This is a genomic window from Candidatus Thiodiazotropha sp. AKAK3, from assembly GCF_058244645.1.
The window spans coordinates 44732-69646 of the sequence record NZ_JBSYOQ010000042.1; the positions used below are offsets into that span (position 1 = coordinate 44732).

Sequence of the window (24915 nt, forward strand, 5' to 3'; positions counted from 1 at the left end):
AAGCGTAGTTTCTCATATTGATTGCAAAATTCAGAGACCTATATTAGGCCTCAGGTCAAAGGGCAATAGGTAGAGAAAGGCAGTTCCGGATCAACCATTGTCTCCCATATCCAAGACCAGAACAGATCTTCATATTACTCGGCAAAGAGGAACAATGAGACTACAACAAATTCAAGGCTAACCAAATATTGACAGATGCGGAAACTGGTTGTAGAGTTCGCGGTCTCCAACCGGCCTGGTGCCGGAAGACCACATCTGCCGAGGTGGTGAAATTGGTAGACACGCTAGCTTCAGGTGCTAGTGGGGGCAACCCCGTGGAGGTTCAAGTCCTCTCCTCGGCACCATATTCCAAGACCATCACAGACTACCTGAAGTGATAGAGACCCTGTTTTCAGGGTTTTTTTATGTCTATTCCATTTTCTCTGGCATACGCTTACCAGGCAATTATTGCTGTCAGCGAAACTGTTTGATCACAATGGCTTGCCAGTAGAGTAAGAATTTGATTTATCTAATTCACTCAGGCCTGTCATCAGAATAGTAATCCTTATCGCCCACCAAAATTCTGAATTCATGAGATTTGTATTCAACAAATATAAATTCGAATGAATATCCTATCCGGGCTAACCCTAGCTAGGGTGATTCCCATCTTTTCCAGAACTGATTTCAGCTGTTTAATAGATTTAAAGAACTTTTCAACGATTCATTCTGGAACCTAGCTAACAGGGAGAACAGTAATGGGAATATTCTCATCAATCCGTGCAAGAATGTCAGAACTCTCTAACTCAACCACAGTAGATCGAGGTAACAGGGGGTGTTTTGGTAACACAGGAAAGGTCGTTCTAGACGCTAGAAACGGCAATGATAAAATCAACGTTCATACCAACATCGATGGCTCTGTCGATGTGACAGTCAATGATAATGAGTGCCACCATTTCTCCTCTGATGAGGCTCGAAATCTAGTGATCAAAGGTGGTAGAGGCAATGACACCATTACTATGACAGGTCATCAGCTGTATGGCCCCAAGAACAATATCACTATAGATGGCGGCAAGGGTAACGACACAATCTATGGTGGTTGCGGCAACGACACTCTGATCGGCGGCAAAGGCAACGATACCATCTACGGCGGTGCGGGCAATGACACAATCAGAGGCGGTAAAGGAAACGATAAAATCTATGGCGGTCGCGGTGATGACAATATCCGTGGCGGAAAGGGTAGTGACATGATCGATGGCGGCTGCGGTAATGACACCATCCGTGGCGATAAAGGCAATGACACCATCTTCGGTCGCTGCGGCAACGACAATATTATCGGCGGCAAAGGCAATGACCGTATCTATGGTGGCCGGGGTGATGACAATATCCGTGGCGGTAAAGGTAACGACATGATCCATGGCGGCTGTGGTAACGACACTATCCATGGGGATAGAGGTCATGACACCATCTTCGGTAGCTATGGTAATGACAATATCTACGGTGGCAAAGGCAATGACCGCATCTATGGTATGCAGGGTGATGATAATATCCACGCTGGCAGGGGTCATGACTATGTTGATGGCGGCTTTGGAGATGACAACATCTCCGGTGGCAAGGGAAATGATCACCTTCGTGGTGGTTACGGAAACGATAACATCTCCGGTAATAAGGGCCGGGATTATCTGGTAGGTGGCCCAGGCTGTGACAACCTGGATGGCGGCCGCGGTAGGGATAGAGTGAACCACGGAAATGATGGTTTAATTACAATCAGCCCTATCGAACTGATAAGGTACCCGAACGATACTATCCTATAAGTGACCTCTGAGTTAAGTTTGAGCGGAACAGGTTGTTGATCAATATGGGTCAATTCATGGTTTTGGATCTTCGCAATAACCTAGCTATTGCGAAGATCCGTAACGCTGAATCGGTCTACAGTTGACTAGTCAGTGAATGCAGTTTTTTGAAATGCACTGATGTATATATTATGGGCACTTCACTCTTTGCTTATACCCTCTGCGTGACCTGAAGCGTGTAGCTGCCAGGTGTGAGACGAAGCAGAATGGTTGTTCCATTCTTAAGGATAACAACGCAGCAGATGCATGGATGATTGTATTTTGAGGTTGACACATTGTGAAACTTCAGCACTCTGCACACGTAAAAAAGAAGTCATATCCTCTCAGCAAGGCTGAGCATACTTAAATATCTTATGCACCTAAAGTATGTCACACTACTACAGCAAAAAACTTATTCAAAGGTAATCTACTATCCAGAACATGAGTATCATGACACTCAGCAAATATTGCAGTCATGCCCATCGTATACCTATGATTGTTGATCTAATAGTACACCACGAAACCAAATATATTTTAATCTACCGTCGAGGGTAAAGGTGGGAATGCGCCACTCATCACCATTATCATATCTTATAGTTAAACTATAACCGTCAAATTCATATAATCCCTTTTGATCATCATCGGGTTGCAGACTTCCTCTCCCATCATCTTTATTAATTTTCTTACCATTTACTTTCACCTCTTTTCTATTGATGTTTACAAATCGCCCTGCCTTGGTAAGGCGTTCACCCCTGAATTCAGTACTGGAAAAGTCGGAACCGCTGTGTGTGGATGATGCAAGCCACACCCCTTGTAAATGGGTACCGAATGGAATCGGTTCTGTTTTTTTCTGTTTGCCTTTGGGCACAACATAATGTGATTTATCAACATTCCAGGCAAAACTATAGCGTTGACCATCGAACTTCCACCAACCCCATCTGTCCGGTTCCCGGTTTCGTGATTTCGACACGTCCAGTATATTTGGGGCGACAGGTAGGTTATCCATTACACGCCCATCTTTTGTGAGCAGGTAGATCTCTTCATTTAGTGGACGATTTCCCGGCTCTGCAGACTCTTCATAAACATAGAGAATGGTTTCAATCTGAGCAACAGGGAGGCCTTCACCTGGATTTGTGACATAAGGGTACCCCCTCTTTTTTTTACTTTTAATTTTTTTTCTTTGACTTGGTGATAACCGATCTACAGGATCAATCCAGCTCAATCGATACTCGGAGGGATCATCGTAAGCATAAATAACCGGCTTTCCTGTTTTTTCATTGACACCATAGACACAGTAACTTTTATAAGTTTGTATACTGTTGTAACAGGGGTCTTTGATATACAGTTTTGCAAAACGTTCGGAGTAGACGTAGTGACCTATGTGCTCCTTCTTGGTATTGAGAAACTCATACTCACCATTATCATAAAGCATGATGCTATATGTTGAACGCGCGTCACCACGAACCGTCTCTTTTCCTACATATCGACCTGGTTTGATGGGCCCTCCTTTTTTTATACCCCTAACCTTTGGTGTCCCTGTTTCAAGATCGAGACCTCGCCACTCCGCCTTGGCATTTTCGATCTCAATATCATCTATATTCCGAAATATTTCAAAAGCCTGATCGTAGTATATTTTATCTACATTACTCGCATATAAAACCATAGCTGGTCGCACATATAGCAAATCCGCACTGAAACCTATCACACCTAACATACCTCTATCACCATCTGCCTTGCGGAATTCACGAAAGCCAAATGCTCGATTGTAACTTCTTCTGTTAACTTTTTTTCCTTCTCCTACCCACTCTCCTCTGGGAGCCTTACTGTTAAAGAGTTTGTTGCGTACCCAGGCGTCTACACTACGCCCCTCTAGTAACTCGGTGGGATAGTATTTCACCATGATATCGATATTTTGATCTTTCGGCTTGAAGACTATCGTGTTTTTTTTATTGTCGACGGTTCGATTCCAACCTACAGGAATCTCACTTGCCATGCTGATCGAATTAGCCAGAAACACTAACAGAAGTACCATCATCCTTTTCATAAATGCTTTCCCTGAATAGATTATATGCTCTGATCAACACTGATCGACCTCTGTCAATCAATCAGTTTTATATAAATAACCACCTTCAAACCAAATACCTCTGAACTCATCAGAGGTACCAAATGTAGGCAGATATTTCACAACACCGCTATCATATTTAAGTGTCAACGTGTATCCATCAAATTCATAACTACCGATGCGATTACTATTGGGTTTTCTTCTTGTACTTGAACCACCACCCACTCTCTCACCGATTACATTTACAGCAGAATACTCATCTGAGTTATATGCTGTGACCAAGTCTCCAAACCCAAATGGCGATCCAACAGATCCGCCTGCCTGCTTTGTATTTCTACGGTATCTTTTGAAGCGTCCATCACTGTTTAACATAACTCCCCAAAATGAAATATCAGAGAAATCCATACTTACAAAAGAGGATGAAGCACCCCAATCACCTGTTAAGCGGGTACCCTTTGGTATAGGCACAGTTTTAATCTGTTTACCTTTAGGCACTTTGTAGTTCCTGCGTTCTATATTCCACGAAAAACTGTAACGATTATCTTCATACTTCCACCAGCCCCATCTATTAGGCTCTCGACTGCGCGATTTCGCCACGTCCATCCTAGAGGGTGCAATGGGCAAACCATCCCTGACCCGCCCATCTTTCATTAGAAGATAGATCGATTCATCTGTTTCCATGCCACCAATTTGGTAGGTATCTTCATAGGTGTATAAAATTGTTTCAATCTGATCATTACTAATGCCTTCACCCTTCTCTGCCAAATATTTATAGCCATAGGTGCCTACTTTCTCCATCTCATGAAGGTGTTTTCTCTGTCTGGGAGAGAGACGGTCAACCGGTTTTTCCCATCTGAGACGATAGAGATTGCTATCTTCACGTGCATAGATCATAGGCTTGCTACTCAGTTTATGAACACCATAGACGCAGAAGTTTCTATTAGGCTTGTATGAACTGTTGTAAAAATCATCAACCATATTGAGCCTACCCAGTGCCTGCGAGTAAAGGTATCTGCCTGATTTGTTGTATCCTCTTATAAATTCATATTCACCACTTTCATATAATATGACTTCAACATGCCATATCACCTCATTATTCCTGGTTTTAGAGCCGACATAGCGTCCTGGCTTGATCGCGCCACCTATCTTCATGCCTTCAATTTTCGGTGGTCTGGTTTCTATATCTTTTTTGCGGCCTTCGTTTACAGCATCAGCTTTTTCTATTTGAAAAATACGGGTCAGAATTTGGTAACCTTGCTGTAGCAGATCATTATCACCGCTCTTCATATCACGAATCATGATCGCAAGCCTTGCATGTTCTCGATCAACAGTTACTGCTACAGCATCCAGCAGACCCAGACTACCATCCTTTCTCAGAAACGATCTTGCACCATGTGCATAATTTGCGCTATCTCTGACAATTTCTGCCTGGTCTTGCCATTCTCCCTGGGGAGCTTTGTTATTGGATAATTTGTTACTTAACCAGTTATCGATTCCACGCCCATGCAGTGGTTCTTTTGGGTAGTGTTTAATCAGTATTTTGGTAACAGAGTCGATCGGCTGGAAGATCTGTGCATGCTTCTTATTATCGGAGCGCTGCTGCCACCCCGCAGGCAACTCTGTTGAAGAGCAGGTAAACGATAGCAAGAGCCCCAAATTCAACACCCAAATCAGCTTCCAAAGGGGCGGACACTGCAGGAAATGCAGTACCAACAGAATCCTTTCCATTCATTACATCCTTATACACGCCGAAGCTTAGTGATTGACATAAATAATTTGTATTTAAGAGCACCTCGATTAATTGCTTGTACCCTCTGGATTTACGACCCGTAGCGTACGGCCTGAAGCATGCATCTGCTGCGTTGCGATGCTTGAGAATGGAGCAACCATTTTGCTTCGGCTCTCGCCTTGCAGCTACAGGCTTCAGGTCACACAGAGGGCATAAGCAATTAATAGAGGCACCCTTAACTCTAAACCAGCACAGCTGTTTTATCAAAGCCTAAATAAACAACAATTCTTACCCTCCTCTTTTCGGTAACCTTCCATAACTACGATGTAAATAACACTCTTTATTGAGATTATCTATCTCGTCTTGCAACAAAATTGTTTATCTGGCAGTCTTTGAGGCAAATCACCTTAAACCACCGGATATCATGGAGTGATGTCATGCATTGGTGTAGTAAAATAGAGATCTCTTTTGAGATCACACCCTACTTTTTACTTTTCCCCTCACTGAATCGCTCAAACCTTTCATTTCTGTGTAGACAGATCATTCTGCATATATTTCATATCTCGTACTCAATTGCTTCTGACTGGCAACAATGCACTGGCTATGAAAATAGTATTGCCCTCTCTCAATCCAGTGAAGATGGTGATGATTCAGTTATAACCCAACCATTCTAAACAGTGATAAATATGAGATATTCGAACTCTCTCTCTTTGCTATTGATAGTATTAACTTCCATTTGGCATCCCTGCCTCAGCTTCGCTACTGAGACGCCTACCGGTTGGAGCTATAACGTTGATGCAGAGAAAAAAACCGTTATTTTCAGGCCGACTCAATCAAATTCAGAAATCGATATACTCATAAAGTTCTACCCAGCTGTTCCACTTAACAATAAAGGCGTGGATGGTTGGCTTCGTAACAAACTCTACTCCAGCAGAGCACCCAAAGGCAGCTGGAAGAGTGAGGAGCATGTGGTTCGTGATACTGCCAATTTTGCTCACGGACATCGCACATTCACCAATCCAGACGGCACTACAGGTTTAGTGATGGCACATGTGTTTAGCGCCGATCGTCAATTTGTCCGCTTGGGAATCATGCTGCTTACCCAGAATGAGAAAAATAATGCCTATCTGGACCAGGCCACAGAGATTCTGGGTAACCTCGTAGAGCTCGAAAAAGCAGCGGCCATAAAAGAAGAGCGAGGCATTGACATGGAATCCCCCCCGCCGAAGGTCAAAAGCATCAAGGCAGGTGGCCCAATAAAACCTGGCCGTTATATTGGCTCAAGGACAAAGAACGGCAAGAGTAAGGCACGCTATGAGATCATGCTCTATGAAAACGGAGAATATGAATTTCTTGATGCCTATCAAAAGAAAAAACGCAAGCAAAAAAAAGGTCACTACGTCTACTCGCAGCTGACAGGCAGGTTAAACATTCGCGGCGATTTTTATAACAGTACTATCTACCCGAAAAGTGATTTCTGTGTTTATGGCGTACATAGAAGTACAGGAAAAGAGACAATCTACGCCCGCAGTGACGATGACAAATATCGCCTGACCTGGGTAAACCCGCCAGATCGACTCTCACCCAGCGCCCGGGAGGAAGCTGAAAATGCGGCTGAGGCAGAAGCCAAGCGATACAAATATGTTACCAATCCTGGTGATGGCCTTTCACAAGATGATATAGAAGCCATTATCTACACCTTCGATCTCTATTATGGCTATGGCGCTATGCAACAGCGCCACGAGGCCTATCTACTGACAAAGGATGGACGGGTGATGGACGGCATTCCTGTTGCCCCCAACAGTCTGGATGTTGGCCAGTCCCGCAGTCGTGAGCCTGACCGCTGGGGCTGGTGGAAATATGATGGTAAAAAGTATCGTTTTGCCTGGCCTGCTGACAGGAATCAGTTCAAACTCCCCAGGGGTACTCAAATGGTGGCAAAGCCTGTTCCCAAGGGTACGAAACTGGATGGCACATGGGGAAGTACCTCATCTTCAACGAGCCTCGACTTTTCCAGCACCTCGTTTTGGGGCGTCACCCTGGACAAGCAGGGTCGCTTCAAAAAGTACCGTAGTAGCATGATGCAGGGCGGTGGAGAGATAACAGGTGGTGGAGGCCCAATGGTTACCAGCATCTCAAATGATGAAGGTTCGGCGACATCTGTTATCGGTTCGAACGTGGGAGGGGGTAGTAGTAGAAAAAACAAAGGATCTGCAAGTCATCGAATGGGGAGCTACGAATTCGATGGTTACAACCTGACCTTGAGATACGACAATGGACGAGTCAAACATCTTGCCACTTTTACTACCGGGGATAACTATAGTTCCATCTGGTTTGAAAATGGCGATCTAAATCGGAAATGAGTTTTTTTATGAACCACGGAAAACACTGAAACACACGGAATAATTTCTTCTTTATTTTCCGTGTATTCAGTGCTTTCCGTGGTTAAAACAATAAACATGGACAATAAAAATCATAATCAACCACGGATAGCACTGAAACACACGGAATAATTTCTTCTTTATTTTCCGTGTATTCAGTGTTTTCCGTGGTTAAAACAATAAACATGGACAATAAAAATCATAATCAAACACGGATAGCACTGAAACACACGAAATAAGTTATTCTTTATTTTCCGTGTGTTCAGTGTTTTCCGTGGTTAAAACAATAAACATGGACAATAAAAATCATAATCAAACACGGATAACACTGAAACACACGGAATAAGTTATTCTTTAATTTCCATGTATTCCACGCTTTCTGTGGTTAAAACAATAAACATGGACAATAAAAACCCTAATCAACCACGGATAGCACTGAAACACACGGAATAAGTTATTCTTTATTTTCCGTGTGTTCAGTGTTTTCCGTGGTTATAGAGTTAATGCAGGCCTATCTTATACCGGCAAACTTGAACTAAGAGTGCCGGTACAGACTACGCTCAAACAGCCAGCTTAACCGCTATCTCCTGACCTCTTTTTGCCGACTCCACATAATCGCTCATCGTATCGAAACTGAGATACTTATAGATTTCAGGCGCCATGGAATCGATCTTACTGGCGTAGGCCATGTACTCTTCCATTGTTGGCAACTTACCCATGATCGCGGCAACTGCTGCCAGTTCGGCAGATGAGAGATAGACATCTGCACCACTACCAAGACGGTTCGGGAAGTTTCTGGTTGAGGTGGAGACTGCGGTTGAGCCTGCTGCGATTCTTGCCTGGTTACCCATGCAGAGTGAACAGCCTGGCATCTCTGTCCGTGCACCAGCCCCGGCGTAGACATTATAGATACCCTCCTCCATCAGTTGAGCTTCGTCCATCTTGGTGGGGGGTGCCAGCCATAGACGGGTTGGAATGCTCTCTCCGGAGGCCTCAAGCAGTTTGGCGGTTGCCCTGAAGTGGCCGATGTTGGTCATACAGGAACCGATGAAGACCTCGTCGATCTTAGTGCCCTGGACATCTGAGAGGGTTTTCACATCGTCCGGATCATTCGGACAGGCAAGCAATGGCTCTTTGATCTGAGACATATCGATTTCGATGACCTCAGCATACTCAGCATCTGCGTCAGCACGCATCAGGGTTGGATTCTCCAGCCACGCTTCCATAGCACGGGCGCGTCGTTCCAAAGTGCGAGCGTCACCATATCCGTTGTCCATCATCCAGCGCAGCATAGTGATGTTTGAACGTAGATATTCAGCCACAGACTCTTCAGAGAGTTCTATGGTACAGCCGCCGGCTGAACGCTCAGCCGAAGCGTCAGAGAGCTCGAAGGCCTGTTCTACTGTCAGCTCAGGCAACCCCTGAATCTCAAGAATACGACCGTTATAGACATTTTTCTTACCCTGCTTCTCCACTGTCAGCAGACCCCGCTGGATTGCGGCATAGGGGATGGCATTGACCAGGTCGCGCAAGGTGATGCCTGGCTGCATCTCACCGGTAAATTTCACCTGTACAGACTCTGGCATATCGAGGGGAATCACACCCAAAGCGGCACCAAAGGCGACCAGACCGGAACCGGCCGGGAAAGAGATACCCAGTGGAAATCTGGTGTGGGAATCACCGCCGGTACCCACCTGGTCTGGGAGCAACATACGGTTAAGCCAGGAGTGGATAATGCCGTCACCAGGACGTAGAGAGACACCGCCACGGTTCTGGATAAAATCAGGTAGGGTGTGTTGAGTATTGATGTCCACTGGCTTGGGGTAGGCTGCGGTGTGGCAGAAAGACTGCATTACCAGATCGGCACTGAAACCGAGGCAAGCCAGCTCTTTCAGCTCGTCACGGGTCATGGGGCCGGTGGTGTCCTGTGAACCTACGGTGCTCATGCGGGGTTCGCAATAGGTACCAGGACGGATACCGTCGACACCACAGGCTTTGCCGACAATCTTTTGTGCAAGGGTAAATCCTTTACTGGAGTTCTCCGGGTCTTTAGGACGGCGGAATATATCGGTCGGGCCCAATCCCAGAGCCTCGCGCGCTCGCTCGGTGAGTGAGCGACCGATAATCAGAGGAATACGTCCACCAGCCTTCACCTCGTCCAGTATGACGTCGGTCTTGAGGCTGAACTCTGAAAGCAGTTCGCCTGACTCTGTCTCAATTTTACCTTCATAGGGCTTGAGTACGATGACGTCACCCATGTTGAGCTGTTCCACCGGACACTCAATCGGGAGTGCGCCAGAGTCCTCCACTGTATTAAAGAAGATGGGGGCAATCTTACCACCCAGTACTACGCCACCCTGTCGCTTGTTAGGTACGAATGGGATATCAACGCCGGTGGTCCAGAGAACTGAGTTGGTCGCCGATTTACGTGAGGAGCCAGTACCTACAACATCACCCACATAGGCCACCATATGGCCCTTCTCTTTCAGCTCGTTGATCTGGGGAATAGCATCATGGATGCCTTCACGCTCATTTTTAAGCATTGCCAGAGCATGCAACGGAATATCAGGTCGCGACCAGGCATCCTGGGCTGGAGAGAGGTCATCGGTATTGGTCTCGCCGGTAACTTTGAAAACAGTCAGCTTGATCTCTTCAGCTACAGCGGGCTTACGTTTGAACCATTCGGCATCTGCCCAGGATTGCATTACCGCTTTTGCTGTGGCGCTACCTGCATCCGCCTTCTCCTTTACATCATGGAAGGCATCAAACATCAGCAGGGTAAACTTCAACTGTTCCGCAGCCAGCTCACCCAACTCACTATCATCCATCAAACCGATCAGGGGTTGAATGTTGTAGCCACCCAACATGGTGCCAAGCAGTTCTACTGCCTTGGTCTTATCTACCAATGGACTATCAGCCTCGCCATTAGCTACTGCGGCGAGGAAACCTGCCTTTACGTAGGCAGCATCATCTACACCAGGGGGTACTCGATTGGTCAGAAGGTCGAGTAAGGTCTCCTCCTCACCGGCTGGTGGATTTTTGAGCAGTTCCACCAGATCGGTGACCTGCTGAGCATCCAGCGGCAGTGGGGGAATACCCTGTTTAGCGCGTTCTTCGACGTGGTGACGATAAGTTTCGAGCATGCTGACTCTCCTGTGTTCGATGATAAGCGAGTAACTCGACTCACTCTAGTGTGGTGCGTCATACTAATCGACGATTCTAGCGAGACGCTAAGTGGTCAGCCGCTAGGCGCGTGCCGCAGGGAATGGCAGGCCCTATCCAAGGCTCGCAACGCCCCAAAGGAAGTGCCCTTGGGGTGCAACGCGGATGACCACTTAGCGTCTCGCCCGAAGGGAAGCCAGCTCAGGCCAGGATAGTGCGTTGCAATGCTTGAAAAGGGCGTGCCATTCCCTGCGCATTGCGCCTTCTCTCCTGGCCTGAGCTGGCTTCTAGAATCATCAATTAGTATGACGCACCACACTAGTACTGAGCTTATTTGAGGTAGTACGAAATATGTCAGGCAAGATAACAGACCATTTAACATACGTATAATTGATTGTTCGCATGTATTATATAATTTTTTTGCATGTTAATATCTCTAACCATTATGGATCTACAACTCCTACGCTCATTGATTGCAGTGGCAGACACCGGCTCAATCACCGAAGCTGCCGACCATATCGGCCTCACTCAACCCGCCCTCTCCCGTCGACTTCAGCAGCTGGAAGAGCACTTAGGTGCAGAACTGTTGTCACGCAGTCGCAAAGGCGCTCAGTTGACTGAAATTGGTCGCCTGGTTGAGAGTGAGGCACGCATCCTGATCGACCGCTATGACCATATGCGTGAGCAGGTGCGGGCTCATCAGGGACTTGAAGGTGGCACGGTACGCATCGGTGGCGGCGCCACGGCAGTCTCCTTCCTTCTGCCCAAGGCAATTGCAGCATTTCAGCGCCCACACCCTGCGGTTAAGTTTCAACTGAAAGAGGCTGGCAGTAATGAGGTCGCAGAAGATGTATTGAACGGTCGCTTGGAGTTGGGACTGGTCACCATGCCGGTTAAGAACAGAGATCTTACTGTCTGGCCGCTATTGACTGACCGTATTGTCCTGGTGGGTCCACGACGTCACCCCCTGGTGCGCAAAGGTCGTATAACCGCGAAGGACCTGGCTGATACTTCGTTTGTTGGTTTTGAGGCAGATACAGCGGTTCGGCAGATCATTGATGCCACCCTGCGTGATGCCGGTGTGGCTATGAATGTTGTTATGGAGCTACGATCGATCCCAGCCATTCTGCGCATGGTGGCAACCACGGGCAATCTAGCCTTTGTCAGTCAACTTGGCGTGGACAGTTTGGAGGATGTGGCAGAGATTGCGGTTAAAGACCTGAAGATCGAGCGAGAACTGGCAGTCATTGCCCGACGAGGCACTTCGCTTTCCCCTGCTGCACACGCCTTCTCCAGCTTGTTGAGGGAAGTTGTGACCAGTAGCCAGTCCAAGCTGGAACATAGCCTGTAGAGCGTATTGTGCGCTCGACAGAGCCAATGATATGGGAAACAGCATGAAGCCCTATCAAATAGTATTGAACAATATCCATCCTGTAGATCCACAAAAGCCAGCTATGCTGTTAATCAGGGTGTTAGAGGGAGTAGTCTGCTAATTTGCGATTATCTAGCGCCTATTGGTGTGGCACGCCGCACTTTGCCTGCTTCACAAACATCCTGGTGAAAATCGGCATTTGTAAAGCAGTAAATTATCTGGATTAGATGAAGGAGATAGATATGAAGAGCATGAGCTGCAGACAACTGGGTGGTGCTTGTGACAAAGAATTCATAGCAAACTCCTTTGAGGACATTGCAGAGATGAGTAAACAGCACGGCATGGAGATGTTTCAATTGAAGGATCAGGCTCACTTGGAAGCGATGAGTGTGATGCAACAGCTTATGCAGGATCCAAAAGCAATGACTGCCTGGTTTGAAAACAGAAGAAAAGAGTTTGAAGCACTGGCAGATTGTTAGCGATGTTTGATCTGATTTACTTCTCGACCACCGGCCTTTGTGACAAATGAAATCATGAAACAAACAATCTGTAATTACAGTTGAATTTTGAAAAATTTTCATGAGGCATCAATACTGCTCCATTAACTCTCAATCACCTAGAAGCAAGCATTCAAGCCCCTTTCCCTCGACTCCGGTCTATACAGACGGGAGAGGGTGAGCATCAAGGGTATGATGCAAATGATGGATATTCCCCCTCTCCCCCGGCCCCTCTCCCGCAAGGGGCGAGGGGAGTAAGATGTTCCTGCTGCATATAATGACCTCCATGCTGCACACTCACCTCTCCTTTTGTCACTCTGTTGATTTGTAATTTTTCTGCCCCTAACCCTCTGCTCCGTTATGCTTTTCATGTCTGAACTCTCAATCGGCAAGAGAAACCAACAACGATTATCTCGTTAACATAACATTCATCGAAGTTAATAGGACATATAGAATTGCTTCGTCTATATGATATATTAATCTTCGAATCAAAAGAGTAGTAACTGATTACACACAGAGCATAATATTAATCGAAAACCCATGAATCTATACATATACATTGATGGTTCCGACCTGGAAGAAATAGCTGATGCTATTTCATCTTCTATTAGTGATTGGCTCAGTCAATCGAAAGCTCATGCCGAGCTGATAAATCAGGTAGGCGAGCAAGATATTGACCTTCCAGATCAGCGTCTTGGGATTAACCTCAAAATATCCAAAGGCAGAGAGCTAAAAGAACCTTTAAACCTCCTCTATGGACTTGCAAAAGAGCATAAGCGAGATTTTGTCCTGGGAATTGTTAACATCGAAACCGATCTCAGAGAAGATATCTGTTACTTCGGAAATGAAGAGGGCAAGCCTGATTTCTATGAAATCAGTAGCTATCTTGGGGTGAAGGTTTAGTAGTAATTATGGTAGCTCTTAAAGTTTAACCCTACGTAGTAAAATAGTGATGCGCATTACGCTTATAAGACATGGAAAGCCGGCGTTTGAGCTTAGAGGAAATGTCCCAGCCAAGGCGTTAAGAGAGATCGCCAAGTCATACGATCTATCGGGAATAGTAGGCACTCCTCCAAAAGAGGCAATTTCTGCCGTCAAGGGGAATCACTTCGTTGTGTGTAGCCATCTGTTACGCTCAATTGAATCTGCTAAGAGTCTTGGCTATGGCGAAGAATGCGTAGAAGAACCCCTTTTCTGTGAAACAGCCATACCACACTTCAATAGCGGCCGTATTACACTACCAATCGGTGTTTGGGTTGTTATATTAAGAGTGCTTTGGCTATTTGGCTTTTCAAGGAATGGAGAATCCCTGGCGAACCTAAAGCTTCGTGCAAGGCAGGCGGCTGTAAAGCTGATCAAGTTGGCAGAAGAACATCAAAATGTTCTGCTTGTAGGTCATGGATTTATAAATCACTTCATCGCTAAAGAGTTGCGAAAAAAAGGTTGGTTTGGCCCATTGAAGCCAGGCAAAGCATATTGGGAATATGCTATTTATGAAGATACACCTAAATAACAGATCCCTTCATGCAACATTCTGCAAAACAAGATACCGTTCTCCGTAAACACTGAAAGAGCGCTAGAGAAGAGTAGTATACTTTATGCCCTCTGTTACTTTTTCAAATAAGCCTTCCAGCCTCTAAGCTCGGTTATCTCTTCTGCTTCTGAGATTGCATAAGGCTCACATATAAAGCCACTGGCAACTGATCCGTCTGACAATCTCACCTTGCCAATACCAAGAGGTGCAGGAACCCCATCCACAAAGCTGCCAAACTGGCTGGACGGCATGGACCAGACTTCAACCTCAATAGCCTCACCATGTTGCTCATCCAATATCAATCCAGGACGTTTTGGTGGTCCACCTGCCAACGCATACATCCTGTAAACAGGTGCAGTTTTGGTTTTTGATTTCAGGGTTGAACCACGCTCGGTCAGTTGCCAATTAAGAGGAAGACCATGCAGATGAGCACCACAAACCACAACATCAATGCTATCTGTGCAACCCACTTCATCTATCTTAGAAGAGTCAATATCAAACTCTGACGCGCCAACCTTCAAACCACAACTTTTATGCAACCGATTGGCAATCGATAGTAGTGCCCGGTCAGCGAATGCAGACCCTACCAAAGTAATACCAAAGGGTATACCATCAGATGTTATCTGAGTTGGAACGGCAATAGATGATAAATCCAATAGATTCATGAAATTGGTGTAGTAACCAAGCTGACTGTTCCGCAGGATGGGTTCATCCAACATCTGCTCTATTGTAAAACAGGTACCTGCTGTGGGGGTAAGCAGGCAATCAACACCTGCCAATTGCTTATCACAGATCTTTTTTAATGCATTCAGACGATATTGAGCCTTAAACAGATCTGTTGCCTTGAGTGATCTGCCTGGGGCAATAATCTCCCTAACCACAGGGAAGATCGACTCTGGACTCTCATCAATAAGGGGCTGTGTAGCGATATACCGCTCTGCCACCCATGGTCCTTCATAGAGTAACTTTGCCGCTTCATCAAAGGGCTGGTAATCTATTTCCACAATCTCAACCCCATGCTTTGCAAGCTGCTCAAGGGTTGTTTGGTATGCCTGTTGGTAAACAGGATCATTGAAGAAGTTCAACTGCTTGTCAGGTATGACCCCTACTTTTATACTCCCTCTCCTCTCTCCAAAGCTGCGTTTCTGGTTGTGAAAGGGGTTGCTGCGACTGTAGGCATCTTCAGGGTCATAACCTTCTGCCATTGAGAGCACCAGATTCGCATCAACAGTGTCATAGGCAAAGATTGTTATACAGTCCAGACTTTTACAAGCAGGAACCAAACCATTGGCTGAGAGTAACCCCCTTGTTGGTTTGAGACCGATAAGGTTATTGAAACATGCAGGAACCCGCCCTGAACCTGCGGTATCTGTACCCAGACTGAAACTGGCCAAACCCAATGCAACTGCAACAGCTGACCCAGAACTGGAACCACCGCTGATATACTCTGGATTAAAGGCATTTTTACACGCTCCCCAGGGGGAACGAGTGCCGTTTAAACCGGTTGCAAACTGATCCAGATTTGTTTTTCCCACAGGTACAGCACCAGCCTCTATTAATCGATCAATGACTGTTGCTGACGCTTCAGGTGTATAGGCAAATGCCTCACAGGCCGCTGTGGTAGGTACAGACTCCAGGTCAATATTATCTTTGATTGCGAATGGAATGCCCCAAAGAGGTGACTCATCAGGGTTCATCTGTTGCAACCCAAGCAGGTATTTACTCTGCTCTTCCTCACTCAGAAGATGAATCCAGATATTATGATCTGTGTATTTCTCTGCTCGCTTACGTATATCAGACAACACCTGCTGAGGTGTCAATGAACCCTCTGCGTAGGCTGAACGTAATGAAGCGATGGTCATATTGTATGGAAATTGTGTACTCATCCTGCTTCAGACCTCTTCTAGTACAACAAGCGCCTGCCCTGCGCCAACTCGCTGCCCATTTTCCAGAAGTAGATGGGTAACTCTACTCTCCACCGAAGCATATACAGGAATCTCCATCTTCATTGATTCCAAAATCATCAGGCACTCTCCTGCTTTGACTTGCTGACCAACCTCTACCTCTGTCTGCCAGACACTTCCGGTGATGGGACTATCTATCACCAGACTCTCTTCTGGCCAGTCCCTTTCGGTGAGCTGTTCATCATCTTCAATCGTCTCATAATTGAATTGCCCATTTGCATGCCAGTTCTTCAATTCACTATTGAAGGCTTGCTCTCTTTGCGTGCGAAAGGAGTCGATCTCTGTGTCGTGCTCTTTGAGAAAATCTTCATACTCCGACAGGCTAAAACTGCTCTCCTCAATTTTTATTGGATATCTCCCTTGAGGAAAATCCTTGCGTATTCGGGTCAGTTGATCATGAGTCACCTCATAAAATTTAATCTGATCGAAGAACCTCAACAACCAGGGTTTATTGAATACCTCTGTCTGGCGATATCGATTCCACATCTGTAACGTCCTGCCCACAAACTGATATCCTCCCGGCCCCTCCATGCCATAGACACAGAGATATGAGCCACCGATACCGACTGAATTTTCAGCCGTCCAGGTGCGAGCAGGATTATATTTTGTTGTTACCAATCGATGCCGGGGATCAATAGGGGTGGCAACGGGTGCACCCAGGTAGACATCTCCCAAACCCATAACCAGGTAGGAAGCATCGAATACGATCTGTTTAACCTCATCTATCCCTTTCAACCCATTGATGCGTCGTATGAACTCAAGATTACTTGGACACCAGGGTGCATTTTTTCGAACCGATTGCTCATACTTTTCGATCGCCAATTGGCAAGCCTGGTCATCCCAGGAGAGGGGTATGTGAACTACTCTTGAAGGCACTTGGAGTTCATCTATCTGGCTAATGAGTGCCTTCTCACCTGCCTTGAGATGTCTCAGGAGTGCTTTGTAACTGAGAACCTGACTATCGTAGTGAACCTGAAGGGAGCGTATACCCGGAGTCAGTTCTTGCAGTCCCTCCAATCGGTTTTTTTGCAACCACTGCATCAAGGCATGAGCACGAAAACGCAGTGCAATATCCAATACCTGATTACCATATTCCACTAACATGAAGTGATCGCCTGATGCTCTGTAGACCACATCAACACCATAATCTGCTCTATCCAGCCGATCCAGAATGGGGGTTTTGATCTCTGCTGATTCGTATTCGTTTGGTTGAGGCTGTAATTGTTTAATAGATGATATCTGCTGCTGCTCAAGGGCAACTGCTGTTTCCAGACTTACTGAAACAAACCTGACCTTATCACCTGCCCGCAACTGTCCCAACTTCCAGAGATCAGCCTGAATAACCGTCGCAGGACAGACAAAGCCACCGAGAGATGGACCATCTGGGCCGAGTATCACCGGCATGTCTCCTGTGAAATCTACGGTTCCGAATGCATAGGCGTTATCATGAATATTGGATGGATGTAACCCGGCCTCTCCACCATCCTTACGGGCCCACTCTGGTTTTGGCCCGATCAAACGAATGCCTGTACGGCTGGAGTTGTAGTGCACTTCCCACTGATGTAAAAAAAAGGATTCAATATCCGCTTCTGTGAAAAAGTCTGGCGCACCATGCGGACCGTAGACCACACGAAGCTCCCAGTTATGAACTATTTTTGGTCTGACTTCTTCGTCTAGAGTGTCTACTGACGTCAGTGTCTTGGAATCAGGTAATTTAAGAACATCCCCTGCTCGCAACCCACGACCATTGTGACCGCCAAACTGACCCAGTGTAAAAGTTGATTTTGAAGCCAGGTATTCAGGGCATACAACTCCTCCCTGAATTGCCAGGTAACTTCTTGCACCCTGATTTTTGATGCGTCCTATTTTAAGTGTTTGTCCTGCAAGTAGAGTAACAACAGACCACATCTCGATGGCTTGCCCTTCAACCTCAGCTTCGATATCTGCACCGGTCAGAGCAATTTGTCTATCACTGCTGAACTTTAAGGTCGGGCCCTGCATAGTGATTTCCAAGCCTGCGGCCTCTTCATCGTTACCTACAAGCCGGTTTGCCAATTGAAAAGAGTAGTTATCGAATGGCCCGGATGGTGGCACGCCAACATCCCAGTAGCCCTGACGCGCCGGATAATCCTGTATGGTGGTTTGTGTCCCACCCTGCACCACCTCTATACGAGTCGGTGTATAGCTGAAATCGTTGAGATATCGTGTAGTCACTTCACCAGCCAACAAGAGCGGATCACAACTTAGTGCTGTCAGATAGTCGAGATTAGTTTCACTACCATATAGGCGGATAGACTTCAGGGTTGAGTTTAATTTAGCAAAGGCTTTGTCGCGATTATCTGAATGGATGATAACTTTAGCCAACATCGGGTCGAAATAGGGTGGGACTTCGATACCTGATTCAATCCAGTGATCTATTCTGATATCCCCATCCTGTGGAAAATAGACATCAGTCAACAATCCTGGGCAAGGTTGAAATTCCCGATAGGGATCTTCTGCATAGATTCTGACCTGAACCGCATGTCCATCTGCTGATAAGGTCTCTCTTTTACTATCAAGCTCAATAGACTCACCTGCAGCCAATTTAATCATCCACTCTACCAGGTCGACATGGTAAACCTCTTCAGTAACGCCATGCTCTACCTGCAGGCGGGTATTGACTTCAAGAAAGTAGAAATCTTCTGTTGCAGCATCGTAGATAAACTCCACTGTGCCTGCATTCCGATAGGCTACACTGGATAACAATGATTCAGCAGTTTTATGGAGTTGTTTTCGTGTTGACTCGGCAAGATTTGGTGCAGGACACTCCTCGACAACCTTCTGATGACGCCGTTGACTTGAACAATCTCGTTCACCTATAGCCAACGCGCCGCCCTTGCCATCACCAAACACCTGAACCTCTATATGCCTTGCCCTGGCGATGAATTTCTCGATGAAGACGCCGTCATCGGCAAAGTTATTGGCACCAAGTCGTTTCACCGAATCAAAAGCAGCAATCACCTCATCTTGAGCGTGGCACAGTTGCATACCAATACCGCCACCACCAGCGGTACTCTTGAGCATAACCGGATAGCCAATCTGTTCAGCAGCTTGGAGCGCCTCATCGAGATCCTTTAGAAGGTCTGTTCCCGGAGTCAGAGGAACAGCCGCTTTTTCGGCCAGTGCTCTGGCTTTATGTTTAAGCCCAAAGGTCTCCATCTGCTCTGGTGTTGGGCCGATAAATACAATACCCTCAGCTTCGCAACGCCTGACAAATGAAGCATTCTCACTCAGAAAACCATACCCAGGGTGAATCGCTTCAGCGCCACTCTTTTTTGCGATGGCGATGATTTTATCGATATCGAGGTAGGTGTCAGACGCCCCCCCTTCCCCCAAACAGTAGGCTTCATCAGCGTGGCGAACATGAAGGCTGTCTGCATCGCTCTCAGCGTATACAGCCACTGATGAGATGTTCAGTGTTTTCAGTGTACGGATAATTCGTGTAGCAATGGCCCCACGGTTCGCAATGAGAAGTTTGCAAAACATGCTTACCTTGGCCGGGTCGTCCCGGTAATAAAATCATCAGAGGTCGTCCACTGATGTGTCGAATAATAAATTTAAAAAAGAGAGTCAGTTTTAAAACTTGATGTTACTCATACTAGTCAGCAGCCCAGACCAGACACTCGATAGGCGTTGGGTTATATCCATTACAAGGGTTATTCAGCTGTGGACAGTTCGACAGCAGCACAACCACATCCATTTCAGCGCGAAGTTCAACATATTTACCAGGCGCAGAGATACCATCTTCAAAGGTCAGTCCACCCTCTGGGGTAACTGGTACATTCATAAAGAAATTGATGTTATGCGTGATATCACGTTTACTGATTCCATACTCTGGATGTTCAGCAATCGCCAGCATCCAGCTGTCACGGCAGGCATGCATACAACGTTTTTCAAGATCGTATCTGACAGTATTACTCTCTGTCGCGCAGGCGCCACCCAGGGTATCGTGCCGGCCACAGGTATCAGCCACCACTTCCAACATGACACTATTCTCATTCGAACGCAGCTTGGAACCGGTAGTGAGATAGACATTGCCCTGCTCTCTGATTGTATCCATGGCACTGTAACGCTCTGCAGGGTTATCCGAGCAATAGAACAGAGTATCTGCTGCCTGGTTTCCTTCAAGATCGAGAATGCGGATGGTTTCACCTGCTTTCAGGAGACTTATGTAGTAGTCACCCGCTCTGACAACGGCTCTCTCTATTGCCTGCTCAGGCTGTAATTTTGATTCTTTGATCATGAGCTATACTCCCAGCCCGATGTGATAGAGCTTGTTGTTCTGAAAGCCTCTGGCATTTTCAGGTCTGAAAAGCTTGCAGTAGTCATCATCGGTTAGCGGTTGAGCGACACCCAGCTCGATCTGAACATTACTCTCCGGATAGGCTTTTGAAATGTTCATCGGATGGGGACAGGTATGGAGTAGAACAAGGGTGTCCATCTCAAAACGAAGTGTAACCTGATCACCAGCCTGACTGTGGTCTGGCACTAATTCAAGTGAGCCTTCACCATCTACTCTCACCTTACTGAACCAGTTGATGTTGGCAGCGAGATCAGCAGCATTCAGGCCATATTTGGCCAGTTCCACTAAAAATGCATCATGGCCATTCTGATGCCAATCGTTGCGGTCATTCTGGTAATCCCTGGCGCCCCATTTAGACTCAACGTGACTGGCATGGGAATTACCAGATACGGTTTCATGCCAACCAAGCGTGTCATTCACAATAGATGCAAAGATACGTCCCATATCTGAGTAGAGGCAATTCCCTTTGGTTAACTTGAAAGTGTGCTGACACTTCAAGGTATCTGGGGCATTGTATCGTTCAAGCAGATTTTCAGGGTTATAAAATAGCATTCCAACATTTGCACCACCTTTCAGGTCAGTTATTCGCATTATGCTGCCGCGACGCACGCGAAGTGACCAGTGGGCAGCCGTTGGAATTTCTGTTTGATAGTCAATAGAACTGATTATCTCGTTCATTTCTTAGTCCGCTTTTATCTCCAGTTGGGCAGGCACTGGTCTGATATCGTCATCAATTTTTTCATACAGCGACTTATCCATATGCCCGACAGGTAGATCGTAAGTGATACCTGCGCCATATCGATTTGGTGCCTGTGGATCATGTCTTAGTTTATCGAACACCCATAGGCGGGTTCCAAGATAGAAACCCTCTTTCAGATCATGGGTGACCATGAAAACGGTCAGCTTATGTTCGCGCCAGAGGTCTAAAACCAACTCTTGCATATCCGCCCTGATGCCAGGATCAAGCGCGCCAAAGGACTCGTCCAAAAGGAGAATACGTGGCTTTCCCAGCAATGCCTGGGCAATCGCCAATCGCTGCCTCATACCACCGGATAACTCATGAGGATATTTACCCAGTGCGTGGTTTAGCCCCACCTGTTCAATGATCGATTCAGCTTCTTTACGCGCTGCAGCCTTGCTGGAACCAAACAGGTACCCGGTTATGCCTTTACGTTGAAAGCCACGGGTGGCCATGACGTTTTCGAGCACTGTCATATGCGGGAAGACGGAGTATTGTTGAAAAACAATACCTCGATCCGGACCTGCCTCTGCCGGTATAGGTTTTCCATCCAGCAGAATCTCGCCTTTGGTTGGTTGCTCTGTACCCAGCAACATGTTCAGGAAGGTACTCTTACCACAGCCGGAAGCTCCTACCAGGGTAACAAACTCCCCTTCATTCACAGAGATATTGAGTCGTTCTAAAACAATATTGTCCCCATACTGCTTCCAGAGATTCTTTACCTGAATCATTGGTGAATCAGCACTCTCGCTTGTACTCATGACTTACCCCCTTGTATATACCAAGGAAATAGTTTTTGACTCGTTTTCCGCAATGACATATCGATCAAAAATGCCAGCACCGTAATCCAGGCGACATAGGGTAAAATCACATCCATTGCCATATAGCGCCGAACGAGAAAGATTCGATAACCGAGCCCATCCGTTGCCGCCACAGCTTCTGCCGCAATCAAAAAAAGCCAGCCTGCGCCTAAAGAGAGTCGAACTGCATCCAATAGTTTAGGCATGATCTGGGGCAGCAGAACACGAATCATAATCTGTGATGTATTCGCCCCCAATGACTGAGCTTTGACCAGTTGCTCTATTGGAATCTCTTCGGTTCTTCTCTGTATGTCCCTGGCGATAAATGGTGTGATGCCTATCGCGATTAAAACCACCTTCGATACCTCACCCAAGCCAAAGACAATAAATAGAATGGGTAATATGGCCAATGGAGGAATCAGGGAAATAACTGTCAATAACGGTGAAAGAGAGGCTGTGAGCATCGGTAGTGCACCGGTTACCAAGCCAATAAGCAACCCAAGTGATGCCGCAATAAGCAGCCCAAGACCCAGACGAGTCAGGCTACTTGTTGTATCTTTCCAGAACAGATATTCGCCTGATCGCTTACTGGGCTCAAATGCCATTCGCTCCAAACCATCAGCAATCTGGCTCATGCTTGGTAACAATTTGTCATTTGGATTGAGCTCCAGTCTTGCATCTGAGCCAACCACATAGAAGATGATCAGTAGAACAAAGGGTGCTAATCCTAAAAACAACTTGAGTGTTTTGTTTGGATGCTGGTTAATGAATTTCTTCATGAAGATTCCCGGTGTTGTTCACAACAGCCTAAACAAAAGCGCAGTTGTTCTGTAGGGATAGCAATTGCTTTTTTAATTCAGAGAGTTTGGCTTTGTTCGATGCACCTGCCCTACAAAGCTGACACAACGGTCAGCTATGGATAGAGCAGATGCCATTCGAACTTTAAAGCTTGCCTTCAGCAGCCATACTCATATAGGTAGGATCGAAGCGGAATTTTATATTTCCTTTATCCCCATATGTACCGGCAGGCATTTCAATACCGATAAAGCCCGCATCGGGAGCACCATCACCGAGCAACCCATGATCAAATGAGAACTTAGCGACGTGGGTCATGGTTGTCACCAAGTCTTGACTATTGGTCAGTGCCAGTGCCGCTTTTGGTGTGTAGAACATCTCTGTACTTGCCAGCTGTGCATCATATCCAGCCAGATCAGTACCGGAAGCTGCGGCCATATGAGTTTTTGCAGCAGTGGCTGCAGAGTCGGAACCACTCATAACTCCCATAATCTCATACCAAGCTCCTACAAGGGCTTTACCCAATTTTGGGTTCGCCTTAAGAGTCTCTGTATTAATTACAAGCAGATCGATGATTTCACCAGGGATCATTGAGGAATCGAAGACTTTGGTGCTGTTGGGCATACTCACGATTTCACTTAAAAGCGGGTTCCAGGTTGATACTGCAGTGACATCATCAGTACCATAAATCGCTACCATATCTGCATCGGAGGTATTTATAACGGTTAGATCCCTCTCACTTAATTTCACACTCTCAAGTGCGCGGGCCAGCAGATAGTGAGAGACACTCAGCTCAACCAGATTAACGCTCTGACCCTTGATATCAGCCAAAGCACTTTTCCCTTTCAGAACGATACCATCATTACCATTCGAGAAATCACCGACAACAAGTGCAGTGCTATCTACGCCACCAGCCGCAGGTATGGTCAAGGCATCCATATTGGTCATGGTGCAGGCATCAAATCCACCTGCTGTGTATTGATTGATTGACTCGATATAGTCATTGATCTGTACAACTTCGATATCAATACCGTACTTATCACCCCATTTTTTAACAATGCCCTGGTCAGCACCATAGGCCCAGGGCATCCAGCCAACATAGATCGACCAGCACACCTTAAATGGGTCTGCTGCATGCGCCATAGGGCTAAGAGAAAGTGCGAGAATTAAAGCGGCAATACGTTTCATTAAGAACCTCTCAGTTACATCAGATCGACACGGAGCACCCTTGGCATTTCAGACCAAGCTTGTCTCCCGGGCTTTTATCCCGCCGTGTAACCTTTACCCTGTAGTGAGAGGGGGAGGTCGAATGCTCTCGGACCAGTCATCAAAGTTCATCAACTCTAGTGAATTGCTGAACTTGATCGGAACCCTAGCGTTCTATTTAAAATAAATTGTATGTCCTGAAAATCAAGGGCACGGACATGACTAACAAAGCAATACCCAGGCCAATCCATTTAATTCTTTATAATTCAATAGATTAGAAAATCAACGCTCTCTATGCATCCAATAAAGTCATCGTCTATCGAAACACGATGGTGCAAACCAGCCGCCGAACGCACCATAAATATGCACAGGCCCGGCTTGAATTGCACAGTTATTATTAAGGGCATCTCTATCAATTGCTTGCCCCATAAGCTTGAGATCTGACAGCAATGATTCAGAAACGGGTCATTGAGGTCTAGGGGATATGCGACCGATCCTATAATCTACGTAGTGTTGGGCTGCTG

The 24915-nt window shown here is 46.4% G+C and carries 16 protein-coding genes, 1 tRNA gene and 1 riboswitch; of the genes, 7 read left to right on the forward strand and 10 right to left on the reverse strand.

Annotated elements, in window-relative coordinates; genetic code table 11:
• Positions 1-257 precede the first annotated feature (257 nt).
• Both AC4IE7_RS07975 and AC4IE7_RS07980 read left to right on the forward strand, forming a co-directional pair.
• Positions 258-344 (forward strand) — tRNA-Leu (locus AC4IE7_RS07975).
• A 390-nt stretch (positions 345-734) separates the two neighbouring features.
• Positions 735-1790, forward strand: coding sequence for a calcium-binding protein (locus tag AC4IE7_RS07980; RefSeq protein WP_490776290.1), 1056 nt, complete (start codon positions 735-737; stop codon positions 1788-1790).
• A gap of 508 nt (positions 1791-2298) precedes the next feature.
• On the opposite strand, the gene AC4IE7_RS07985 is transcribed toward AC4IE7_RS07980, so the two are convergent.
• Positions 2299-3852 carry a hypothetical protein gene (locus AC4IE7_RS07985; protein ID WP_490776291.1) on the reverse strand — a complete coding sequence of 518 codons (1554 nt, stop codon included), beginning with the start codon at positions 3850-3852 and terminating at the stop codon, positions 2299-2301.
• Positions 3853-3909: 57 nt separating this feature from the next.
• A complete protein-coding gene (locus AC4IE7_RS07990) occupies positions 3910-5169 on the reverse strand; it encodes a hypothetical protein (RefSeq protein WP_490776292.1) in 1260 nt (419 codons plus the stop codon).
• Positions 5170-6285: 1116 nt separating this feature from the next.
• On the opposite strand from AC4IE7_RS07990, the gene AC4IE7_RS07995 reads away from it, so the two are divergent.
• Positions 6286-7962 (forward strand): hypothetical protein, encoded by a 1677-nt coding sequence (locus AC4IE7_RS07995; RefSeq protein ID WP_490776293.1) that lies wholly within the window; start codon positions 6286-6288, stop codon positions 7960-7962.
• A 578-nt stretch (positions 7963-8540) separates the two neighbouring features.
• Here the strand turns inward: AC4IE7_RS07995 and acnB are convergent.
• A complete protein-coding gene (acnB, locus tag AC4IE7_RS08000) occupies positions 8541-11123 on the reverse strand; it encodes a bifunctional aconitate hydratase 2/2-methylisocitrate dehydratase (protein WP_490776294.1) in 2583 nt (860 codons plus the stop codon).
• A gap of 464 nt (positions 11124-11587) precedes the next feature.
• Here acnB and AC4IE7_RS08005 point away from each other — a divergent pair, with 464 nt between their 5' ends.
• The 4 genes from AC4IE7_RS08005 to AC4IE7_RS08020 all read left to right on the forward strand — a co-directional run bounded on the left by AC4IE7_RS08005 (position 11588) and on the right by AC4IE7_RS08020 (position 14524).
• The gene (locus AC4IE7_RS08005) at positions 11588-12493 is read left to right on the forward strand and encodes a LysR substrate-binding domain-containing protein (protein ID WP_490776295.1); all 906 of its coding nucleotides are present in this window, start codon (positions 11588-11590) and stop codon (positions 12491-12493) included.
• 263 nt (positions 12494-12756) lie between these two features.
• Positions 12757-12993, forward strand: a complete 237-nt coding sequence (locus AC4IE7_RS08010) for a hypothetical protein (RefSeq protein WP_490776296.1) — start codon at positions 12757-12759, stop codon at positions 12991-12993.
• Between the two features lie 558 nt (positions 12994-13551).
• Positions 13552-13914, forward strand: a complete 363-nt coding sequence (locus tag AC4IE7_RS08015) for a hypothetical protein (RefSeq protein WP_490776297.1) — start codon at positions 13552-13554, stop codon at positions 13912-13914.
• A gap of 49 nt (positions 13915-13963) precedes the next feature.
• Positions 13964-14524: a histidine phosphatase family protein gene (locus AC4IE7_RS08020; RefSeq protein WP_490776298.1), complete on the forward strand. Its 561-nt coding sequence runs from the start codon at positions 13964-13966 to the stop codon at positions 14522-14524.
• 95 nt (positions 14525-14619) lie between these two features.
• On the opposite strand, the gene atzF is transcribed toward AC4IE7_RS08020, so the two are convergent.
• The 7 genes from atzF to AC4IE7_RS08055 all read right to left on the reverse strand — a co-directional run bounded on the left by atzF (position 14620) and on the right by AC4IE7_RS08055 (position 24373).
• A complete protein-coding gene (atzF, locus tag AC4IE7_RS08025) occupies positions 14620-16431 on the reverse strand; it encodes an allophanate hydrolase (protein WP_490776299.1) in 1812 nt (603 codons plus the stop codon).
• Positions 16432-16437: 6 nt separating this feature from the next.
• Complete coding sequence (gene uca / locus AC4IE7_RS08030; protein ID WP_490776300.1) at positions 16438-20034, reverse strand: urea carboxylase; 3597 nt, start codon at positions 20032-20034, stop codon at positions 16438-16440.
• A gap of 112 nt (positions 20035-20146) precedes the next feature.
• Positions 20147-20791 (reverse strand): urea amidolyase associated protein UAAP2, encoded by a 645-nt coding sequence (locus AC4IE7_RS08035; RefSeq protein ID WP_490776301.1) that lies wholly within the window; start codon positions 20789-20791, stop codon positions 20147-20149.
• A gap of 3 nt (positions 20792-20794) precedes the next feature.
• The gene (locus AC4IE7_RS08040; RefSeq protein ID WP_490776302.1) at positions 20795-21529 is read right to left on the reverse strand and encodes an urea amidolyase associated protein UAAP1; all 735 of its coding nucleotides are present in this window, start codon (positions 21527-21529) and stop codon (positions 20795-20797) included.
• A 3-nt stretch (positions 21530-21532) separates the two neighbouring features.
• Positions 21533-22351 (reverse strand): ABC transporter ATP-binding protein, encoded by an 819-nt coding sequence (locus tag AC4IE7_RS08045; RefSeq protein ID WP_490776303.1) that lies wholly within the window; start codon positions 22349-22351, stop codon positions 21533-21535.
• Complete coding sequence (locus tag AC4IE7_RS08050) at positions 22348-23169, reverse strand: ABC transporter permease (RefSeq protein ID WP_490776304.1); 822 nt, start codon at positions 23167-23169, stop codon at positions 22348-22350. The genes AC4IE7_RS08045 and AC4IE7_RS08050 overlap by 4 nt, the downstream gene beginning before the upstream one ends.
• A 163-nt stretch (positions 23170-23332) precedes the next feature.
• Positions 23333-24373, reverse strand: a complete 1041-nt coding sequence (locus tag AC4IE7_RS08055; protein WP_490776305.1) for a putative urea ABC transporter substrate-binding protein — start codon at positions 24371-24373, stop codon at positions 23333-23335.
• 61 nt (positions 24374-24434) lie between these two features.
• Positions 24435-24572: riboswitch (guanidine-I (ykkC/yxkD leader) on the reverse strand.
• Positions 24573-24915 lie beyond the last annotated feature (343 nt).